General features: G+C 67.6%; 16 protein-coding genes. 11 read left to right on the top strand and 5 right to left on the bottom strand.

Going from position 1 to position 19,250, the window contains the following annotated elements:
• Nucleotides 1-6: 6 nt before the first annotated feature.
• Nucleotides 7-1,272, bottom strand: a complete 1,266-nt coding sequence (locus G481_RS0121080) for an HlyD family type I secretion periplasmic adaptor subunit (RefSeq protein ID WP_051294708.1) — start codon at nucleotides 1,270-1,272, stop codon at nucleotides 7-9.
• A 38-nt stretch (nucleotides 1,273-1,310) separates the two neighbouring features.
• On the bottom strand, nucleotides 1,311-3,047 hold the full coding sequence (locus G481_RS0121075; protein ID WP_028031760.1) for a type I secretion system permease/ATPase: 1,737 nt from the start codon (nucleotides 3,045-3,047) through the stop codon (nucleotides 1,311-1,313).
• Nucleotides 3,048-3,224: 177 nt separating this feature from the next.
• On the opposite strand from G481_RS0121075, the gene G481_RS24825 reads away from it, so the two are divergent.
• From G481_RS24825 to G481_RS0121035, 8 genes are all read left to right on the top strand, one after another.
• Nucleotides 3,225-3,989, top strand: a complete 765-nt coding sequence (locus G481_RS24825) for an MlaA family lipoprotein (protein WP_051294688.1) — start codon at nucleotides 3,225-3,227, stop codon at nucleotides 3,987-3,989.
• A complete protein-coding gene (locus G481_RS0121065; RefSeq protein ID WP_245595022.1) occupies nucleotides 3,946-4,581 on the top strand; it encodes an MlaC/ttg2D family ABC transporter substrate-binding protein in 636 nt (211 codons plus the stop codon). The genes G481_RS24825 and G481_RS0121065 overlap by 44 nt, the downstream gene beginning before the upstream one ends.
• Before the next feature lie 381 nt (nucleotides 4,582-4,962).
• Nucleotides 4,963-5,745, top strand: a complete 783-nt coding sequence (rpiA, locus tag G481_RS0121060) for a ribose-5-phosphate isomerase RpiA (protein WP_028031758.1) — start codon at nucleotides 4,963-4,965, stop codon at nucleotides 5,743-5,745.
• A gap of 78 nt (nucleotides 5,746-5,823) precedes the next feature.
• Nucleotides 5,824-7,191: a glutathione-disulfide reductase gene (gene gor / locus G481_RS0121055; RefSeq protein ID WP_028031757.1), complete on the top strand. Its 1,368-nt coding sequence runs from the start codon at nucleotides 5,824-5,826 to the stop codon at nucleotides 7,189-7,191.
• A gap of 56 nt (nucleotides 7,192-7,247) precedes the next feature.
• Entirely contained in the window at nucleotides 7,248-8,387 is a 1,140-nt protein-coding gene (gene hflK / locus G481_RS0121050) for an FtsH protease activity modulator HflK (RefSeq protein ID WP_028031756.1), read from the top strand.
• Complete coding sequence (hflC, locus tag G481_RS0121045; protein ID WP_028031755.1) at nucleotides 8,384-9,271, top strand: protease modulator HflC; 888 nt, start codon at nucleotides 8,384-8,386, stop codon at nucleotides 9,269-9,271. The genes hflK and hflC overlap by 4 nt, the downstream gene beginning before the upstream one ends.
• Nucleotides 9,268-9,465, top strand: a complete 198-nt coding sequence (locus G481_RS0121040) for a DUF2065 domain-containing protein (protein WP_028031754.1) — start codon at nucleotides 9,268-9,270, stop codon at nucleotides 9,463-9,465. The genes hflC and G481_RS0121040 overlap by 4 nt, the downstream gene beginning before the upstream one ends.
• Before the next feature lie 157 nt (nucleotides 9,466-9,622).
• Nucleotides 9,623-11,068: a DegQ family serine endoprotease gene (locus G481_RS0121035; protein WP_245595030.1), complete on the top strand. Its 1,446-nt coding sequence runs from the start codon at nucleotides 9,623-9,625 to the stop codon at nucleotides 11,066-11,068.
• Nucleotides 11,069-11,232: 164 nt separating this feature from the next.
• Here the strand turns inward: G481_RS0121035 and G481_RS0121030 are convergent, their stop codons facing one another.
• Nucleotides 11,233-11,763: a peptidoglycan-binding domain-containing protein gene (locus G481_RS0121030; RefSeq protein ID WP_028031752.1), complete on the bottom strand. Its 531-nt coding sequence runs from the start codon at nucleotides 11,761-11,763 to the stop codon at nucleotides 11,233-11,235.
• Between the two features lie 124 nt (nucleotides 11,764-11,887).
• Between G481_RS0121030 and G481_RS0121025 the strand changes: the two genes are divergently transcribed.
• Complete coding sequence (locus G481_RS0121025; protein ID WP_028031751.1) at nucleotides 11,888-12,211, top strand: 2Fe-2S iron-sulfur cluster-binding protein; 324 nt, start codon at nucleotides 11,888-11,890, stop codon at nucleotides 12,209-12,211.
• Between the two features lie 72 nt (nucleotides 12,212-12,283).
• Entirely contained in the window at nucleotides 12,284-13,543 is a 1,260-nt protein-coding gene (locus tag G481_RS0121020) for a glutamate-5-semialdehyde dehydrogenase (protein WP_028031750.1), read from the top strand.
• 133 nt (nucleotides 13,544-13,676) lie between these two features.
• On the opposite strand, the gene purD is transcribed toward G481_RS0121020, so the two are convergent.
• On the bottom strand, nucleotides 13,677-14,939 hold the full coding sequence (gene purD, locus G481_RS0121015) for a phosphoribosylamine--glycine ligase (RefSeq protein WP_028031749.1): 1,263 nt from the start codon (nucleotides 14,937-14,939) through the stop codon (nucleotides 13,677-13,679).
• A gap of 70 nt (nucleotides 14,940-15,009) precedes the next feature.
• Here purD and xseA point away from each other — a divergent pair, with 70 nt between their 5' ends.
• Nucleotides 15,010-16,569 carry an exodeoxyribonuclease VII large subunit gene (xseA, locus tag G481_RS0121010; RefSeq protein ID WP_028031748.1) on the top strand — a complete coding sequence of 520 codons (1,560 nt, stop codon included), beginning with the start codon at nucleotides 15,010-15,012 and terminating at the stop codon, nucleotides 16,567-16,569.
• 184 nt (nucleotides 16,570-16,753) lie between these two features.
• Here the strand turns inward: xseA and G481_RS0121005 are convergent, their stop codons facing one another.
• Nucleotides 16,754-19,246, bottom strand: coding sequence for a DUF4175 domain-containing protein (locus G481_RS0121005; RefSeq protein WP_028031747.1), 2,493 nt, complete (start codon nucleotides 19,244-19,246; stop codon nucleotides 16,754-16,756).
• Nucleotides 19,247-19,250: the final 4 nt, after the last annotated feature.

Here is a 19,250-nt window from a genome sequence, read left to right as displayed (position 1 = left end):
TTGTCGTCAGCTTTCGCGGAAGGCGCGGTTGAAATAGTCGGTGAAAGGCTTGGTCAGGAACTGAATGGGGGTGCGTTCCTCGGTGCGGATGAAGGCCTCGACCGGCATGCCGGGGATCAGCTTCACATCGCCCAGCTTTTCCATCTCGCCGGGATTCAGCTGAATCTCGGCGCGGTAATACGAGGCATGGGTGGTATCATCGACCAGCACATCCGGCGACACGGTGGTGACGGTGCCGAACACCTCGGGCGTCGTGCGCGAGGAAAAGGCCGAGAACACGACCTTGGCCTCTTGCCCGCTGTGGACCTGATCGACATGCACGGTGGGCACGCGGGTTGCGATGATCAGCGGGCGATCTTGCGGGATGATGTACATCACCGGATCGGCGGCCCGGATCACGGCGCGCGGCGTCGTCACCCGCAGGCCAAGCACGATGCCCGACACCGGCGCGCGGATGTCCAGCCGGGCCATGCGTTCATGCAGCGCGCGGCGGCGTTCGGCCAGTTCCAGCTCGCGATAGCCGATGTCGCGCAGCTGGGTGCTGGCTTCCTCGCGCCGGGCGGCCGAAAGGCGCAGGATCTCGATCTCGGTTTCGGTGATGCGGCCTTCGGACTGGGCGCGGTTGGCGGTCAGCTCGCCCACCTGGCCGGACAGCCGGGCCTCTTCGCGTTCCAGAGCCAGAACGCGGCTGACCTGGGCAAGGCCCTTGTTCAGCAGCTCGCGCTGGCTGGACAGTTCCTCGGCGATCAGGCGCAGCTGGATCTTCAGCGCCTCGCGCTGCGAGTCGATCCCCTCGATCAGGCTGACGGTCTGCGACTTGCGTTTTTCCAGCTGATCGAGCTGCTTGGTCAGCGTTTCGCGCCGCGCAGCGAACAGCCGTTCCTGCCCGGTCATCAGATCGGAAAGTTCGGGGCTGCGGGCCGCGGCCTCGACCAGTTCGGCCGGGAACTCGATGGTGTCGCCATCGTCCCTCTCGGCCTCCAGCCGGCCGCGGCGGGCCAGGATTTCAAAGAACTGCGTCTCGACGATGGTCAGCTCGGATTGCAGCAAGGTGCCGTCCAGCACCATCAGCACGTCACCGGCCTGAACAAAGGCGCCTTCGGTCACGCGGATCTCCTGGACCGTGCCGCCATCGGCATGCTGAACGATCTGGCGGTTCTGGTCGACCTCGAGCTGACCCGAGGTGACGATCGCCCCGGTGATCGTGGTCATCAGGCCCCAGCCGATGGTTCCGGCGACCAGCACGGCAACGGTGGTCATGCCAAGCGTCATCGGCCGGGCGACCGACCATTTGGGTTTCGCGGATTGGGTCACGACACGCCTCCGGGTCCGGCAGAGCGGATGATTTCGGTATGGTTCTTGACCATTTCGCGCAGCACGGTGTCGCGCGGGCCAAAGGCGGTGCGCACGCCGTTTTCCAGCACCAGCAGCACATCGCATTCCTGAATGGCGGCAGGGCGGTGCGCCATGATGATCACCGCCTTGCCTTCGGACTTCATGGTGCGGATCGCGGTGTTCAGCGCCATCGAGCCTTCGTTGTCGAGGTTCGAGTTGGGCTCGTCCAGCACCAGGATCACCGGATCGCCATACATCGCCCGCGCAAGGCCGATGCGCTGAAGCTGACCGCCCGACAGACGCCCGCCGATGGCCGAGACCTTGGTGTCATAGCCTTGCGGGAACTGCAGGATCATCTCATGCGCGGCGGCCTTTTGGGCGGCCTTGACCACGGCGGCGGCATCGGGGTTGGGCGACAGGCGGGCGATGTTTTCCGCAATCGTGCCATCGAACAGCGTGACGCGCTGCGGCAGATAGCCGATATAGCTGCCCAGCGTATCCGGGTCGAACTGGTCCAGCGCGGCGCCGTCCAGCCGGATCTTGCCGGCCGCGGGACGCCAGACGCCGCAGATCGCCCGGGCCAGCGTGGACTTGCCGGCCCCCGAGGCGCCGATGACGCCCATGGCCTGCCCCTGGTCCAGCCGGAACGACACGCCCTTGATCACCGCCGCATGTTCGCCCGGAGGCGCGACCGAAATGCCCTGCGCTTCAAGAATGGCGCGGGGCTTGGGCAGGGCGGTCATCTCGGCCTCTTGCGGCACACGCGAAAGCAGCGAGGCAAGGCGCCCCCAGCCTTCCTGTGCGCGCTGCACGACGGCCCATTGACCGACCGCCATTTCAATCGGCGCCAGAGCCCGGCCCAGCAGGATCGAGCCGGCAATCATCGCGCCCGGCGTCATCTGGCCCTTGAGCACCAGCCAGGCGCCCAGGCCCAGCATGGCCGATTGCAGGAACAGCCGGAAGGTCTTGGTCAGTGCGCTGAAGCCGCCCGTCAGGTCCGAAGCCTTCATCACCGCGCTGGTCTGCGCCTCGCGGGCGCGGGCCCAGCGGGCAAAGGCGGCGCCGCGCATCCCCAGGCTTTGGATGAGTTCGGATTCCGCCTTGATCTGTTCGGACAGACGCTCGGCGGCCGCCGTGGTGCCGTTTGCCTCGGCGGTGGGCCGCTTGGTGGCCGACTGGTTGAGCAAGGTCACCGCGATCAGGATGCCGCCGCCGATGATCGCCATCCAGCCCAGCATCGGGTGGAACATGAAGATCGCGACCAGAAACAGCGGGGTCCAGGGCAGATCGAACACTGCCATCAGCACCGGCGAGACCAGAAGGCGCTGGATCGATTCAAGATCGCGCTGCGCGGCCTGGGCGCTGGGCTCGTTCGGGGCCACGGCCGACATGCGGATCGCGGCGGAAAACACGCGCCGGTCCAGCTTGTCCATGAAGCGGGCACCGATCCTTGCGGCGACGCGCGAGCGCGCATGGTCCAGCAGACCCATCGCCAGGAACAGGAACACGATCAGCGCCGTCAGCGCGACCAGTGTCGGTTCCGAATGCGACCCCAGAACGCGGTCATAGACCTGAAGCATATACATGGGCCCGGTCAGCATCAGCACGTTGACTACGGCGCTGAACAGGAAAACCGCCCAGAAGAGCTTGCGATTCTCTGCTCTAGCGGCCCGAAGCTCGGCACGGCCGCGGGCGGTTTCGAGGTTGCTCATTCCCTAACTCTTTCGTGAACGCTTGGTCATTATTGCGGGTCTGCCCGAGGCGGAAAACGGCTTTCACCGAAAAAAAGCGGCCATGCGCGTTGCCTCTGCTGACCAGCCTGATAATCCTCGTTCTGGTAGCGGACACGGGGGCGTGTCGCGCCGTGGGCCGACCATAGAAAGTAAACCGTGGGATTTCCATTGCTTTTTTGCCGCCGCCTTACGCACTTTCGTCGTGTCGCTCCGATTCTCGGATTGGGCCTGCTTGCGGCCTGTGCCGCACCACCGCCGGTTGCGGACAATGACCCGTATGAAAGCTCGAACCGCAGGACTCATGCGTTCAACCAGGCGCTCGACACCAATCTGATACGCCCGCTTGCGCGGGGGGTAGAGCCGGTGACCAACGGGCCGGTGGGGTCCGTGATCAACAATGTGGCGGGCAACCTGTCGATGCCCTCGGCGATCCTGAACAAGACCTTGCAAGGCAAGTTCGAGGATGCCGTTCACAACACATGGCGGTTCGCGCTGAACACCACGCTGGGTATCGGCGGGCTGTTCGATCCTGCCAGCGCCATGGGCCTGACCGAACGGGACGCGGATTTCGGCGGCACGCTGCATGCCTGGGGCGCCGGCGAAGGGGCGTTCCTGATGCTGCCGGTGCTTGGCCCGTCGACCGAACGGGACGCCCTTGGCAAGGTTGTCGATGCCGTGATCGACCCGGTCGGTGTGGCACTGCATTCGCCCCAGAGCGGGTATGCGCGCGGGATCAAGGTCGTGTCAAAACTGGGTGATCGGGCGCGGTTTGGCGGCACGGTGGACTCGATCATGCACGAAAGCGCCGATAGTTATGCCCAGACGCGGTTGCTGTATCTGCAGAACCGTCGGTTCGAGTTGGGACAGGAGGTTGGCGATGACGCGTTCATCGATCCGTATGCAAACCCTTACGGCGACTGATCCGCGCCGCCGCGCACTTCTGGCGGGCGGGGCGGTCTATGCCGGGTTTCTGCTGGCCGGAGCGCCTGCCTTTGCGCTGAACGTGGATCAGGCGCGCAACCTGATCGACCGCGCCATTGGCGAGGTGAACGCGACCATCAACTCGGGCAAGTCCGAGGCCGCGATGCTGAACGATTTCGAAGGCATCTTCACGCGCTATGCCGATGTGCCGACCATTGCCCGCTCTGCGCTTGGCCCTGCGGCGCGCAGCGCCAGCAGCGCCCAGATGGCCGCCTTTACCGAGGCGTTTCGCGGCTATATCGCCCGCAAATACGGCCGCCGGTTCCGCGAATTCATCGGCGGGCAGATCGAGGTGACAGGCGCGCAGCCCTTGAAAAGCTATTTCGAGGTCAGTTCGGTTGCCAAGCTGCGCGGGCAGGCGCCCTTTGATCTGCGCTGGCATGTCTCGGACCGCTCGGGCCGGCAGATGTTCTTCAACATCATCATCGAAGGCGTGAACATGCTGGCGGCAGAGCGCACCGAGATCGGGTCCATGCTGGACCGTCGCCGGGGCGATTTGAACGCGTTGATCGCGGATCTGAAGTCGATCTGAGCTGACATCGACATGCCCGCCCTGTTGGGCGGGCATATGCGTCAGCCGGCCAGGAATGCGCCGAAGGCGCCGGGCCCCACCGGTTTGACCAGTCTTTCCACCTGCGCTGTTGCCTGTCGCGCGATCACATCTTCCAGTCTGGCGGCTCGGGCCGACAGGCTCGCCGGGTTCCGGGCGGCGCGGCCGCATGGGGCCGGAGATGCGTCATTATTTCGATGAATTTGCAGGCCGGTGGGCCAGTCGCAATCAGCTGATGCGCGACGAGCACCCACGTCAAAGCTGACGCGGAATGCAGCGGCCGGGCGCGGGCTTGGCCGATTCCCACTCGCCCGCGGGGCGTCCATTGCCTATAACCGGCCAGACTGCCGCCCGGAGACGCCCATGCCAGCCGATCTTTCGCCCATCGACAAGGCCAAGTTCGTAGCCGCCCGCCGCGCCGTCGCCTTTGTCGAGGATGGCATGCGGGTCGGGCTGGGCACCGGATCCACCGCAGCCTGGATGGTGCGCTGTCTGGCCGAGCGGGTGAAGACCGAAGGATTGCGGATCACGGGGGTGCCAACCTCGAGCCGCACGGCGGAACTGGCGCGGCAACTGGGGCTGCGCATCACCTCGCTGGACGAGGCGAAGTGGCTGGATCTGACCATCGACGGCGCCGACGAGTTTGATGCCAACCTTGCGCTGATCAAGGGTGGCGGCGGGGCGCTGCTGCAGGAAAAGATCGTGGCGACGGCCTCGGACCAGATGGTCGTCATTGCCGATGCCGCCAAGGAAGTCGCGCATCTGGGCGCCTTTCCCCTGCCGGTCGAGGTGATCCCCTTTGGCTGGCAGACCACCCGCGCGCTGATCGTCGAAACCCTTGGCAGCCTGGAGCTGATGGGGCGCGAGGTCACGTTGCGGATGAATGGCGACCGGGCCTTTGTGACCGACGAGGGCAATTACATCGTCGATCTGCATCTGGGCCGGATCGACCATCCGCGCCAGCTGGCGCTGATCCTGAACCAGATCCCCGGCGTGGTGGAAAACGGGCTGTTCATCGACATCTGCGATGTGGTGATCATCGGGCACGGCGACGGGCGGGTCGACGTGCGCGACATCAACGCCGGGACTATCGCGCATGAAACTGTGGAATTTGCCGAGACGGACAACGTTTTCGGCGCCGATTGAGCTGCGGCCCTTGCGCGCCATCAGGTCTGGCGGCATCTGCCCTGTCAGGACCGGCGACAAACGCCGCAAGGAGGCTGCATGACGTTCGACGTGGATCTTTTTGTCATCGGCGGTGGCTCGGGTGGTGTGCGTGCGGCGCGCATCGCCGCCTCGGAAGGTGGGGCGCGCGTTGCGCTGGCCGAGGAATACCGCATGGGCGGCACCTGTGTGATCCGCGGCTGCGTGCCCAAGAAACTGATGGTCTTTGCCAGCGCCTTTCCCGGCCAGATCGAGGATGCCCGCGCCTATGGCTGGGATGTGACGGCGGGCGATTTCAGCTGGCCGCAGTTTCGCGCCGCGCTGGACAAGGAACTGATCCGTCTGGAAGGCGCCTATCGCTCGGGCCTGGTGAATGCGGGTGTGACCATCCACGATTGCCGCGCCACGGTTGAAGATGCCCATACCGTCAAGCTGGCCGATGGCCGGCGGATCCGCGCGAAACATATCCTGATCGCCACGGGGGGCCGTCCCTTTGTGCCCGACATTCCGGGCGCCGATCTGGCCATCACCTCGAACGAGGTGTTCTTGCTGGATGCGCTGCCTGCCTCGGTGCTGATCGTCGGTGGCGGCTTCATCGCCTGCGAATTCGCCTGCATCCTGCATGGGCTTGGGGTCAAGGTGACACTGGCCTATCGCGGCGATCAGGTCTTGCGCGGCTTTGACGACGAGGCGCGCGGCCATGTCGCCGATGCGATGCGCGCGCGCGGGATCGACATTCACTGCAACAGCGACGTCACCGCGCTGGAACGGGATGGCACGACGATCCGCGCCAGCGCAACCGGCACGGCAGGCGGCAGCTATGACGCCGTGCTGTATGCGACCGGGCGCAAGCCGAACACCGAAGGGCTGGGGCTGGAACCCTTGGGCGTCCGGTTTGGCGCGAACGGTCAGATCGTGGTGGATGGCTATAGCCAGACCGCCGTTCCCTCGATCTATGCGGTGGGCGATGTGACCGACCGTATCGCGCTGACGCCGGTGGCGATCCGCGAAGGTCACGCCTTTGCCGATACCGTCTTCAAGGGCCAGCCGCGCAAGGCCGACCATGATCTGGTGGCAGCCGCCGTCTTCACCCAGCCCGAACTGGGCACCGTCGGCCTGACCGAGGCCGAGGCGGCGGCACAGGGCCCGGTCGAGGTGTATGTTGCCACCTTCCGCCCCATGCAGACGCTGTTTGCCGGGCGCCAGGACAAGGCGCTGTTCAAGCTGATCGTCTGCCAGACCACGCGCCGCGTTCTGGGGTGCCATATCGTCGCACCTGCTGCCGGAGAGATGATCCAGCTGGCGGCCATTGCGATCAAGATGGGCGCCACCAAAGAGGACTTTGACCGCACCTGCGCGGTGCATCCGACGATGGCCGAGGAACTGGTGACCATGAAATCCCCGGCCCGGCGGGTCGGAAACGCTTGATTTTCGCGCAGGAATGACCAGTTAGACCAAAACGGTTTACAGAAGGAAAGGATCCCATGGCGGGTAGCGGAGGACCTTGGGGCGGCGGCTCCGGCGGCGGGGGCGGCGACAACCGGGGACAGGGCGGCGGCGGTGGCCGCAAGGGCCCGGACGGCCCGCAGATCCCGGAAATCGACGAGCTGATGAAAAAGGGTCAGGAACAGCTGCGCGTCCTGATGGGCGGGCGCGGCGGTCAGGGCGGCGGGCGTGGCACGGGCGGTCCGGGGCGCGGCCCCTCGCCGATGTTCTCGCGCGGCGGCGTTCTGCTGGGCCTTGCGGCGGCGGCGGTCCTGTGGGGCATGGCGTCCTTTTACACCGTCAAGCCCGAAGAACGCTCGGTCGAGCTGTTCCTGGGTGAGTTTCGCGGCATCGGCGGCCCGGGCCTGAACTTTGCGCCCTGGCCCTTTGTCACGGCCGAGATCGTTCAGGTGACGGGCGAGCGGGTGACTGACATCGGCACCGGCCGGGCAGGCGTTCTGGACAGCGGCTTGATGCTGACGCGCGATCAGAACATCGTCGATATCGAATTCCAGGTGGTCTGGAACGTGTCGGATCCGGCGGCCTTTCTGTTCAACCTGAAAGACCCGACCGAGACGATCCGCGCGGTGTCGGAATCGGCGATGCGCGACATCATCGCGCGCTCGGAACTGGCGCCCATCCTCAACCGGGATCGCGGTGCCATTGCCTCGGATCTGCGGCAGGCGGTCCAGGACACGCTGGACAGCTATCAGGCCGGCATCAACGTCGTGCGGATCAACTTTGACCGTGCCGACCCGCCGCGCGAGGTCATCGACAGCTTCCGTGAGGTGCAGGCCGCCCAGCAGGAACGTGACCGGCTGGAGAAAGAGGCCGACGCCTACGCCAACCGCGTGACCGCAGGGGCACGGGGTGAAGCCGCGCGGCTGCTGGAACAGGCCGAAGGCTACCGCGCCGAGGTGGTGAACGCCGCCCAGGGCGAGGCCAGCCGCTTCAGCGCCGTCTACGAGGAATACGTCAAGGCGCCCGAGGTCACCCGCCGCCGGATGTATCTGGAGACGATGGAAAAGGTTCTGGGCGACATGAACAAGGTCATCCTTGATGGCGTGTCGGGCGAAGGCGCGCAGGGCGTGGTGCCCTATCTGCCGCTCAATGATCTGAACCGGGGGGCTGGGCAATGAACCGTTCCGCGCTGATCCTGCCGGCCCTGGCCGTGATCGTGGCTGGCGTCCTGTCGTCGCTGTTCATCGTCGATGAACGCGAAAAGGCGCTGGTGCTGCAATTCGGCCAGGTGAAACAGGTCAAGGAAACCCCCGGTCTGGGATTCAAGATCCCCCTGATCCAGGAGGTGGTGAAGTACGAGGACCGCATCCTCGGCCTTCAGACCCAGCCGCTGGAGGTCACCCCGCTGGATGACCGCCGCCTTGTGGTCGATGCCTTTGCCCGCTGGCGCATCGTCAACCTGATCGACTTCCGCGAGGCCGTCGGTGCAGGCGGCGAGGATGCGGCACAGGTCCGGCTGGAGCGGATCATCACCGCCGCCATCCGCGAGGTTCTGGGCGGTGTGCCCTCGAACCGCGTGCTGTCCGAAGACCGCACCTCGCTGATGAACCAGATCCGCGACAATGCGCGCCGTCAGGCGCTGTCCCTGGGCGTCGATGTGGTGGACGTGCGGCTGACCCGCACCGATCTGCCGGAACAGAACCTTGCCGCCACCTTCGCCCGGATGCGGGCCGAACGTGAACGCGAGGCGGCCGATGAACGCGCCCGCGGCGAAGAGGCCGCGCAGCGCGTGCGCGCTGCCGCCGACCGCACGGTGATCGAGCTGACCTCGGACGCGCGCCGTCAGGCTGAAGTCACGCGCGGCGAGGCGGATGCCGAACGGAACCGCATCTATGCCGAGGCCTTTGGCAAGGATCCCGAGTTCTTCGCCTTTACCCGCTCGCTGACCTCGTATGAAAAGGCGCTGCAGGGCGGCAATTCGTCGATCGTCATGCAGCCGGACAGCACCTTCTTTGACTATCTGCGGTCGGACAAGGCACCGGCGGCGCGGACGGGCGAATGAAGATCGTCGCGCTGGCCCTTGGGCTTGTGCTTGTGGTGGAGGGGCTGGCGTTCGCGCTGGCCCCTTCGCGCATGGAGGATCTGGTCGCCCTGATCGCCCGCATCCCGCCCGAGGTGCGGCGGCTGATCGGGCTGGCCATGCTGGGGGCTGGCGTTCTGCTGGTCTGGCTGGCGCGGCGCCTGGGGGCATTCTGATCGCGGCGCCGTCGCGCCGCTTCACAACCGATTGAGACATTTGCAACGTGGTTTGCTTTCGCCGGGGCACTTGCCCATTGTTCGCCCAAGGCCGGGCGAGCCCCGGTTTTCAGGAATGGAGGATATGCCCATGCATTCACGGGTTCTGACCCGGCCCATGCCGCAGCTGACACTGCGCGCCATGTGGCTAGGGATTCTGGCGCTGGCGTTCGCAATGGCCCAGTCGCTGGCCGTCGAGGCGCGCGGCGCCCCGGAAAGCTTTGCCGATCTGGCCGACAAGGTCAGCCCGGCGGTGGTCAACATCACCACGTCCACCGTCATCGCTCAGGCGGCCGACCGTCGCCCGCAACTGCCCGAAGGCTCGCCCTTCGAGGATTTCTTCCGCGACTTCATGGACCGGGGCAACCGGGGCGGCGAACAGGCCCCGCCGCGGCGCGGTCAGGCGCTGGGGTCGGGCTTTGTGGTGTCCGAGGACGGCTATATCGTCACCAACAACCACGTCATCGAAGGCGCCGACGATATCGAGATCGAATTCTTCTCGGGCGACCGGCTGAAGGCAAAGGTCGTCGGCACCGACCCCAAGACCGACCTTGCCGTGCTCAAGGTCGAAAGCGACAAGCCGCTGCCCTTCGTGCGCTTTGGCGATTCCAACGCGATGCGCGTGGGGGATTGGGTGATGGCCATGGGCAACCCGCTGGGTCAGGGCTTCTCGGTCTCGGCCGGGATCGTGTCGGCCCGGGGGCGCAGCCTGCAAGGCACCTATGACGATTACATCCAGACCGATGCGGCCATCAACCGTGGCAACTCGGGCGGGCCGCTGTTCAACATGGATGGCGATGTGATCGGCATCAACACCGCGATCCTGTCGCCGAACGGCGGGTCCATCGGCATCGGCTTTGCCATGGCCTCGAATGTCGCGGACAAGGTGGTCAAGCAGCTGCGCGACTTTGGCGAAACCCGCCGCGGCTGGCTGGGCGTGCGCATCCAGGACGTGACGGGCGATATTGCCGAGGCGATGGGCCTGCCCAAGGCCGCCGGCGCCCTGGTGACGGATGTGCCGGATGGTCCGGCCAAGGATGCAGGGCTGCTGCCGAACGACGTGATCGTCAGCTTTGACGGTGCCGATGTGGCCAACACCCGCGAGCTGGTCCGCCGCGTCGCCGATGCCGAGGTCGGCAAGGCCGTCCGCGTGGTGGTGCTGCGCGATGGCAAGACCGAGACGCTGAGCGTGACGCTGGGCCGGCGCGAGACTGCCGAAGGCGAATCGACCCCGGACGCCGGCCAGAACGGTCAGGCCGCGCCGAAGGAAGAATCGCTGCTGGGCATGACCTTGCGCGTTCCGACCGAGGACGAACGTCAGGCCGCCGGTCTGCCTGCGGGCACCGATGGTCTGCTGGTCGTCGGTGTGACCGCCGGGTCCGAGGCCGATACCAAGGGCCTTGCCGAAGGCGATGTGATCACCGAGGCCGGGCAAAAGCCGGTGACCACGGCCGCCGACCTGACCGCCCGCATCACCGAGGCCAAGGATGCCGGGCGCAAGTCGCTGCTGTTGCTGGTCCGCCGGGGCGGCGATCCGCGCTTTGTCGCGCTGTCGGTGAACTGACCGCTTTGAAACCGGCTGATGCGCCTGCCATCTGGCGGGCGCATCGGCATTTCAGGGGCCGCGTTGCGCGCATGGCTGGGCGGGCAAGGGGGGCTGTCTGCCCCCCTCGGACCGGCAAGCCGGTCCTCACCCCCCGAGGATATTTGGATCAAGGCGAAAAGGGGTCAGCCGCCGACCGCGATCAGCCCCAGTGCCCGGGCGGCGGCCAGCGACAGGACAGGGCTGTCCAGCCCGTTGCCGGCCTGATAGCGCCGCACGGCGGTTTCCGTCGCATCGTCCATGGCGCCGGTCACGGCGCCGCCGTAAAGCCCCCGCGCCTTGAGCGCGCGTTGCAGCGAGGCGACGAAGACCGTTTCGGACCCGACATCGGTGCGGCAGGGGATGCGGAACCAGATCGTCTGGCGCGGGCGCAACTCGCGTTGATGGGTCTCGCTGCGAAAGGTCGCGGGGCGGATCAGCGCGCCGGTGCTGTCACGCTCTTCGGGGGTGGTGAGGACATGTTCGGTGACCGTCTCGAACAGGGCAGGGCGCTGGCTTTCGTGCCAGCAGGCGCCGTCTGAAGGGGAGGGCACTGTGGTGACAAGGGCGGCCTCGAACCCGGGCGCGGTCTGCGGCGCTTCGACCAGGGGCGGCGCGGGCACGCAGGCCGCAAGCCAAAGGGCGGCCAGACCGCCTGCCAGATGTTCGCGCCTCATGCCCCGTCCTTTCGTTGGTGGCAGCATAGCGGCATTGATCCGGCGAGCAAAGCCGCACCCTCTGGCCAAGCGCGGCGTTCTGTCATATGTCATGCGCCGGAAGCCAGAAACGGGGCAGCGGCGCATGGCACGCATCACCTATATCGAGCATAACGGAACCCGGCACGAGATCGACGTGGCCACTGGCCTGACGGTCATGGAAGGTGCGCGCGACAACGGCGTTCCGGGGATCGAGGCCGATTGCGGTGGCGCTTGTGCGTGTTCGACCTGTCATGTCTATGTCGCGGCCGACTGGGTGGACAAGCTGCCGCCCAAGGACGCTATGGAAGCCGACATGCTGGATTTCGCCTGGCAGCCCGATCCGGTGCGCTCGCGCCTGACGTGCCAGCTCAAGGTGACCGATGCCCTTGATGGGCTGGTCGTCAACCTGCCAGAACGCCAGATCTGAGTCTCGCGCCCCGCCTTTTCCCGGCCGGCGGCGGTGCCGCGACCACAGGCCGGGGATGCAAAGGGGCAGGACATGGCCGACCAAATCGCCGAACTGATGCAGTCCATGGGCCGCCGCGCACGCGCGGCTGCCGCAGATCTGGCCTCTGCCCCGGCCCCGCAAAAGGCCGCCGCGCTGGAGGCGGCTGCCGATGCGCTGCTGGCCGACATCCCCGCCCTGCTGGCCGCGAACGAGGCCGACCTTGCCTATGGCCGCGACAAGGGCCTGAGCCCTGCGATGATGGACCGGCTGAAGCTGGACGATGGCCGCATCCGCGCCATTGCCGAAGGGCTGCGCGCGGTTGCCGCTCAGGCCGACCCGGTCGGGCAGGTGATGGCGGAATGGGACATGCCTTCGGGGCTGCATATCCGCCGTGTCCGCACGCCCCTGGGGGTGATCGGGGTGATCTACGAATCGCGCCCCAATGTCACCGCCGATGCCGGTGCGCTGTGCCTCAAGGCCGGGAATGCGGTCATCCTGCGGGGCGGGTCGGAAAGCTTCCATTCCTCGACCGCCATTCACGCGGCCATGGTCAAGGGCCTCAGGGCGGCCGGCTTGCCGGAAGACGCCATCCAGCTTGTCCCCTCGCGCGATCGGGCGGCGGTGTCGGAAATGCTGCGCATGGTGGACCATATCGACGTGATCGTCCCGCGTGGCGGCAAGGGGCTGGTCGGGCTGGTGCAGGCCGAGGCGCGCGTGCCGGTCTTTGCCCACCTTGAGGGGATCTGCCACGTCTATCTGGACAAGGCCGCCGACCCCGCGAACGCCCGCCGCGTGGTGCTGAACGCCAAGACGCGCCGCACCGGCATCTGCGGCGCTGCCGAATGCCTGCTGATCCACCGCGATCTGGTGGACGGCCTTGGCGCGCAGGTGATCGCCGATCTGGTCGCCGCCGGTGTCGAGGTCCGCGCAGGCGAGGGGCTGCACCATCTGCCCGGTGTCAAACCTGCCTCCGCCGACGATTTCGGGCGCGAGTTCCTCGATATGATCATCGCTGCGGCCGTGGTCGACGACGTGGACGGGGCGATTGCCCATATCCGCCGTTATGGCTCGCAGCACACCGAAAGCATCCTGACCGAGGATGACGCCGCCGCCGATCGCTTTTTCCAGCGGCTCGACAGCGCGATCCTGATGCGCAACGCCTCGACCCAGTTCGCGGATGGCGGCGAATTCGGCATGGGGGCGGAAATCGGCATCGCCACCGGCAAGCTGCATGCGCGCGGCCCGGTGGGGGCGGAACAGCTGACCAGCTTCAAATATCTGGTGAACGGCAACGGCACGATCCGGGCCTGATACGCCCCCGGCAGCAACATCGCTGCCGGGCCCGGCCCCCTCAGGCCTGCTCTTTGCCTTTTTCCAAATACCCCACGGGGGTGCGGGGGTGTGAAACCCCCGCTGCCAATCTCTCAGCTCGCGCAGCGCCGGGTCACAGCGCTCGCCAGCCGATGTCGCGCCGGCAGAACCCTTCGGGCCAGTCGATCGCATCGACCATCGCATAGGCGGCAGCCTGCGCCTCGGCCAGACTGGCGCCGCGCGCGGTGACATTCAGCACCCGCCCGCCATTGGCCAGCACCTTGCCATCCTTCTCGACCGTGCCGGCATGGAACACCATGCGCAGACTGTCCGCAGGCAGCGCGTCCAGCCCCCGGATCTCGGTGCCCTTGGCATAGTCGCCCGGATAGCCATTGGCCGCCATCACCACCGTCAGCGCATGATCATCCGCCCAGTTGACCGAGGTCTCCGCCAGCCGCCCCTCGGCACAGGCCAGCAGCAGGTCCAGCACCTGCGCCCCCAGCCGCATCATCAGCACCTGACATTCGGGATCGCCAAAGCGCACATTGTATTCCACCAGCCGGGCGCGGCCATTCTCGATCATCAGCCCGGCATACAGGACGCCCTTGAAGGGCGTGCCGCGCCGTGCCATTTCCGCGACCGTCGGCTTGACGATCTCGTCCAGCGCCTGCTGCGCGATCGCATCGGTCAGCACCGGGGCCGGGGAATAGGCGCCCATCCCGCCGGTGTTCGGTCCGGTATCGCCATCGCCCACCCGCTTGTGGTCCTGCGCCGTGCCAATCGGCAGAACCGACTCGCCATCGCACAGGATGAAGAAGCTGGCTTCTTCCCCTTGCATGAACTCCTCGATCACCACCTCGGCGCCTGCCGCACCAAAGGCGCCGCCGAACATCTCGTCCACGGCCTCCAGCGCCTCGCCCAGCGTCATCGCCACCACGACGCCCTTGCCAGCGGCCAGCCCGTCAGCCTTGACGACAATCGGCGCGCCCTGGGCGCGGATATAGTCCTTGGCAGGCTCAGCCTCGGTGAACCGCGCATAGGCCGCCGTCGGCGCGCCGCAGGCATCACAGATTTCCTTGGTGAACGCCTTCGAGGCCTCCAGCCGCGCCGCGGCGGCCGAGGGGCCGAAATGCGCGATCCCCGCGGCCTCCAGCGCATCCGCCACGCCGGCCGCCAGCGGCGCCTCGGGCCCGATCACCACGAAATCCACCGCCGCGCTGGCCACGAATTCCACCACCGCCGCCGGGTCCAGAATGTCCAGCGCCGCATTGCGCGCAAAGCTGGCCGTGCCCGCATTGCCCGGCGCCACGATCAGCCGGTCGCATTTCGGGTTCTGCCGGATCGCCCAGGCCAGCGCATGTTCCCGACCGCCGCCGCCCAGCACCAGAATGTTCATCGCCGCCTCCGCTTGGACTTTCCTGCCCGGCGTTCTAAGGTCCAGCCCGCGCGATCACAAGCGAGGCACGATGTCGGATCTGTTCGAAGACCCCGCTCCTGGCGGAAATTCCCCCGAATTCTCGGTGTCCGAGATCTCGGGCGCCGTCAAACGCGTCCTCGAGGGCGAATTCGGCCGCGTCCGTGTGCGCGGTGAAATCGGCCGGGTCAGCCGACCGTCGTCGGGGCATCTCTATTTCGACCTCAAGGATTCGAATGCCGTTCTGGCGGCCGTCAGCTGGAAGGGCCAGGTCGCCCGCATGCAGATCCGCCCCGAAGAGGGGATGGAGGTCGTCGCCACCGGCCGCCTGACCACCTTTCCCGGCCAGTCGAAATATCAGCTGATCGTCGAGGATGTGGCGCCTGCCGGTCTTGGCGCCCTGATGGTCATGCTGGAAAAACGCAAGGCCGCGCTGGCCGCCGAAGGGCTGTTCGACGCGTCGCGCAAGCGGCCCATCCCCTATCTGCCACGGGTGATCGGCGTCGTCACCTCGCCCTCGGGCGCCGTGATCCGCGATATTCTCCACCGCCTGCGCGACCGCTTTCCCCGCCATGTGCTGATCTGGCCGGTGGCCGTTCAGGGCGAGAAATGCGCCCCCGAGGTCGCCGCCGCGATCCGCGGCTTCAACGCCATCGCGCCGGGCGGGCCGGTCCCGCGCCCCGATCTGATCATCGTGGCGCGTGGTGGCGGCTCGCTCGAAGACCTCTGGGGCTTCAACGAGGAAATCGTGGTCAGGGCCGCGGCCGACAGCCGGATCCCGCTGATTTCTGCCGTGGGGCATGAAACCGATACCACGCTGATCGACCATGCCGCCGACCGACGCGCCCCCACCCCGACAGCGGCGGCCGAAATGGCCGTCCCGGTGCGCATCGAGCTGCTGGCCGCGCTGGAAACCAGCGGCGCCCGGTTGTCGCGGGCGCTGGCGCATGGCTTCACCCTGCGCCGCCAGCGCGCGACCGATCTGTCCCGCGCCTTGCCGCGCCCTGACAGCCTGACCGGCCCGGCCCGCCAGCGGCTTGACCTCTGGGCCGACCGGCTGCCCCGTGCGCTCGGGCTGGGTGTGACCCGCCGCCGCGCGCGGCTGGCCGAACTTGCGGCCACCGTGCGGCCCACTGCCCTTGCCCGCCTGACCGCCGAGGGCCGCGCCCGCCTCGCCGACCGTACCGTCCGGCTGGACGCCGCCCCCGGCCGCAGGCTGGCCGAGGCGCAGACCCGCCTGACCCAGACCGCGGCCCGCCTTGCCCCGGCCCTTGCCCGCACCTTGGCCGATCATCAGCGCCTGACCCTGCAGAATCGCGCCAAGCTGGCCGACCTTGCCGCCCGCCTGGACGCCGCCCCGCAGGCCCGCATCGCCGCCCTGCGCGAGCGGCTGGACTCGCGCGATCGGCTGCGCCAGACGCTCGGCCATATGGAAACGCTCCGGCGCGGCTATGCCGTTGTGCGCGGCGATGGCCATGTCGTGACCTCGAAAGCCGCCGCAGAAACCGCCTCGGCGCTGGAACTGGAATTCCACGATGGCCGCCTGACCCTTGGCGGCAAACCGGCCCGCAAGTCCAAGGACAAGCCACCCGAACAAGGCAGCCTGTTCTGATCTTCATCTGTCGATAAATATCCCGGGGGTGAGCCGCCCTGGCGGCGAGGGGGCAGGGCCCCCTCTCTCCCTGGCGACATGCGCAAGGTCGGGGCTGCGGCTGGCCCGTGCGTCACGCGCGCGGTCAGAACGATCCTGGCAACACGGGTGACCGGATCAGAGCCGGGTATCCCCCCGCACTTGGTCAGAACTGGTCCAGCAACCGGCGCAGATACTCCCGCTCTTCCTCGCTGCGTCCCAGATCGCCCGAGCGGCGGCGCAGCTCTTGCAGCAGATCCAGCGCGCGGCGATAGGGGTCTTCGCCGGGCAACATTTCCTCGTCGGTGGACAGCCGGCCCATCTCGCCGGGCTGTCGTCCCAGCGGGTCGCGCTGGCCGCGCGGGTCGGCCTCGCCGAACCGCTCGCCTTCGCCGCCCTGCTGGCGGCGTTCCTCGGCCATGGCCTCGCCGAACTCGCGCATCCCCTCGCGCAGGGCCTCCATCGCTTCGGCTTGCCGGTCCAGCGCGCGCGGCGTGTCGCCCTCGCGCAGCGCCTCTTCGGCGCGCTCCATCGCGCGGCCGGCGCGGTCCAGTGCCCGGCGTCCGGCCTCGCCCCGCTCCGACCCCTCGCCCGGCATTTCCGACTGACCCAGCGCGCGCAGGCGGTTGCGCAGATCGCGCTGGCGTTCGGCCAGACTGCGCTCGCCGCCCTGACCATCGGCGCCTTCGCCTTGCTGCCCGCCTTCGCCGCGCTGACCCTGATCGCCCTGCTGGCCATCCTCGCCCTGCTGGCCGGGCTGGCGGCCCATCCCGTCCTGCATCCCGCGGAAGGCCTCGTCCGACAGGCCCTGCTGGTCGCGCAGGGTATCGGCCAGATCGCGCATCCGCCCCTGTCCGTCGCCTTGCCCGCCCTGGCCTTGCGTGACCTGCATGTTCTGCATCAGCTGGCGCAGCATTTCCATCAGCTCTTGCGCCTCGGCCATGCGGCCCTGTTCCATCAGCTCTTGCAGCTTGTCGAGCAGCTCTTGCAGCTGATCGCCGGTCATCCGCATGCCTTCCATGTCGGACATCTGCTCGCTTGGCGCACGGTCGGCCTCTTGCGCCAGCTGGTTCATGTAATTGTCCAGCGCGTCGCGGAATTCCTGCATCAGTTCAGCGATTTCCGAGTCAGAGGCGCCGTTCTTCATTGCCTCGTCCAGCCGGTCCTGCGCGCGCTTGAGCCGCTCCAGCGCCGAGGCCAGATCGCCCTGTTCCATCAGAAGCGCGATCTCCCACAGCTCTTCTGCGACCTGATCGCGCAGCTCGGGGGATAGCGGGCCTTCCATCTGCCGGATCGCCACGCGCAGGCGCAGAAAGGCGCGTTCATTGCGCACGAAATTCTCGGGCCGGTTGGTGACCGCGCGCAGCACCTGGGCCGCGCGCGCAGCATTCGCGGCGGTCCACAGGATGTCGCGCCGCACCTCGGCCACTGCGGCCGCCAGCGGGTCAAAGAACCGCTTGCCGGGCAGGATGGTCGCCAGTGGCTCGGACAGGCCGGTCTGGCCTGGCCCGTCTTCGGCGCTTAGCCGGATCAGCACGGGCAGGTTGGCAAAGGGGTGCTTGGACAGATCGTCCTGCAAGGTCTCGGCAATTTCGGTGCGCTTGCCGGTAAAGGGCAGCGGCAGATCCAGCACCACCGGATCGCGCGGTTCCGGGTCCGGGCCAAGGCCATGGCGGCGATCGACCGAGGGCAGATCCAGCGCGATCTGCGCCTTGCCTGCCACCACGCCATAATCGTCGGCGGCCTCGAACGGCAGCCTCATCTTGCCGTCCGATTCGCGCTCCGGGCTGGCGGTGGCGGCGATGGTCGGGGGCAGATCGCGCAGCACGCCGATATCCCAGCCGCGCCCGCCAGGGCCGGTGATGGCAATGCGCCCATGATGTTCCACGGTGAACTCGGCGCCCTGCACCGCGCCCTGATCCAGGGGGGCGCCCGAGACAGTTTCCTCGACCCCCAGCGCCCCCGGATCGCCATAGAACCGCAGCACGACGCGGCTGCCCTGTGGCAGCTCCAGCGCCTCATCGGTGATGTCGTTCAGGTACAGCGCGGGCTTGCCGGTATAGGCCGGCGGGCGGATCCAGCCTTCCCACACCGGCCCCGCCGCCAGCGCCTGCGCGCCTTGCGGCCCCATGGCGCCCAGTCCGGCCATGCGCCCGGCCGATCCAAAGCCAAGCGCCACCAGCGCCAGCAGCAAGGCGGTATAGCGCAGGGCATAGGGATCGCGCGTGGTCAGCCGCACGTCGGGGGCCGGGGCGCGGGCCTGCGCCGCACGGGCGGACATGCGGGCGATATGGGCCTGCCAGACTTCGCCCGAGCCAATCGCCTGCGTGTCGCTCAGCGCGGCCAGCGGACGGCCGGGCATGGTCGCATCCAGCCGCGCCATGGCCTGCGCCCGCGTCGGCATGCGGAACCCGCGCAGACCGCGCAGCGCGAACCCCAGCGCCAGAACGGCGGCGGCTGCGCCCAGACCGTTGAACCAGACCTGCGGCAGACGCTCCGCCAGCCCCAGCGCCAGCATGGCATAGACCGTCAGCAGCACCACCCAGAGGGGCCAGAACCCGCGCACCACCCGTTCGGCCAACAGGCCGGCCCAAGTCAGGCGAACCTGCCAGCGCAGGCGCCACAGCGTCAGGGTGCGGGTCTGTTCGGTGCTTGTCATACGC

The sequence above is a fragment of the Gemmobacter nectariphilus DSM 15620 genome (genome assembly GCF_000429765.1).
Classification (GTDB): domain Bacteria; phylum Pseudomonadota; class Alphaproteobacteria; order Rhodobacterales; family Rhodobacteraceae; genus Wagnerdoeblera; species Wagnerdoeblera nectariphila.
The sequence above is the reverse complement of the archived record's forward strand: the minus strand, read 5'-3'. Positions and strand labels throughout refer to the sequence as shown.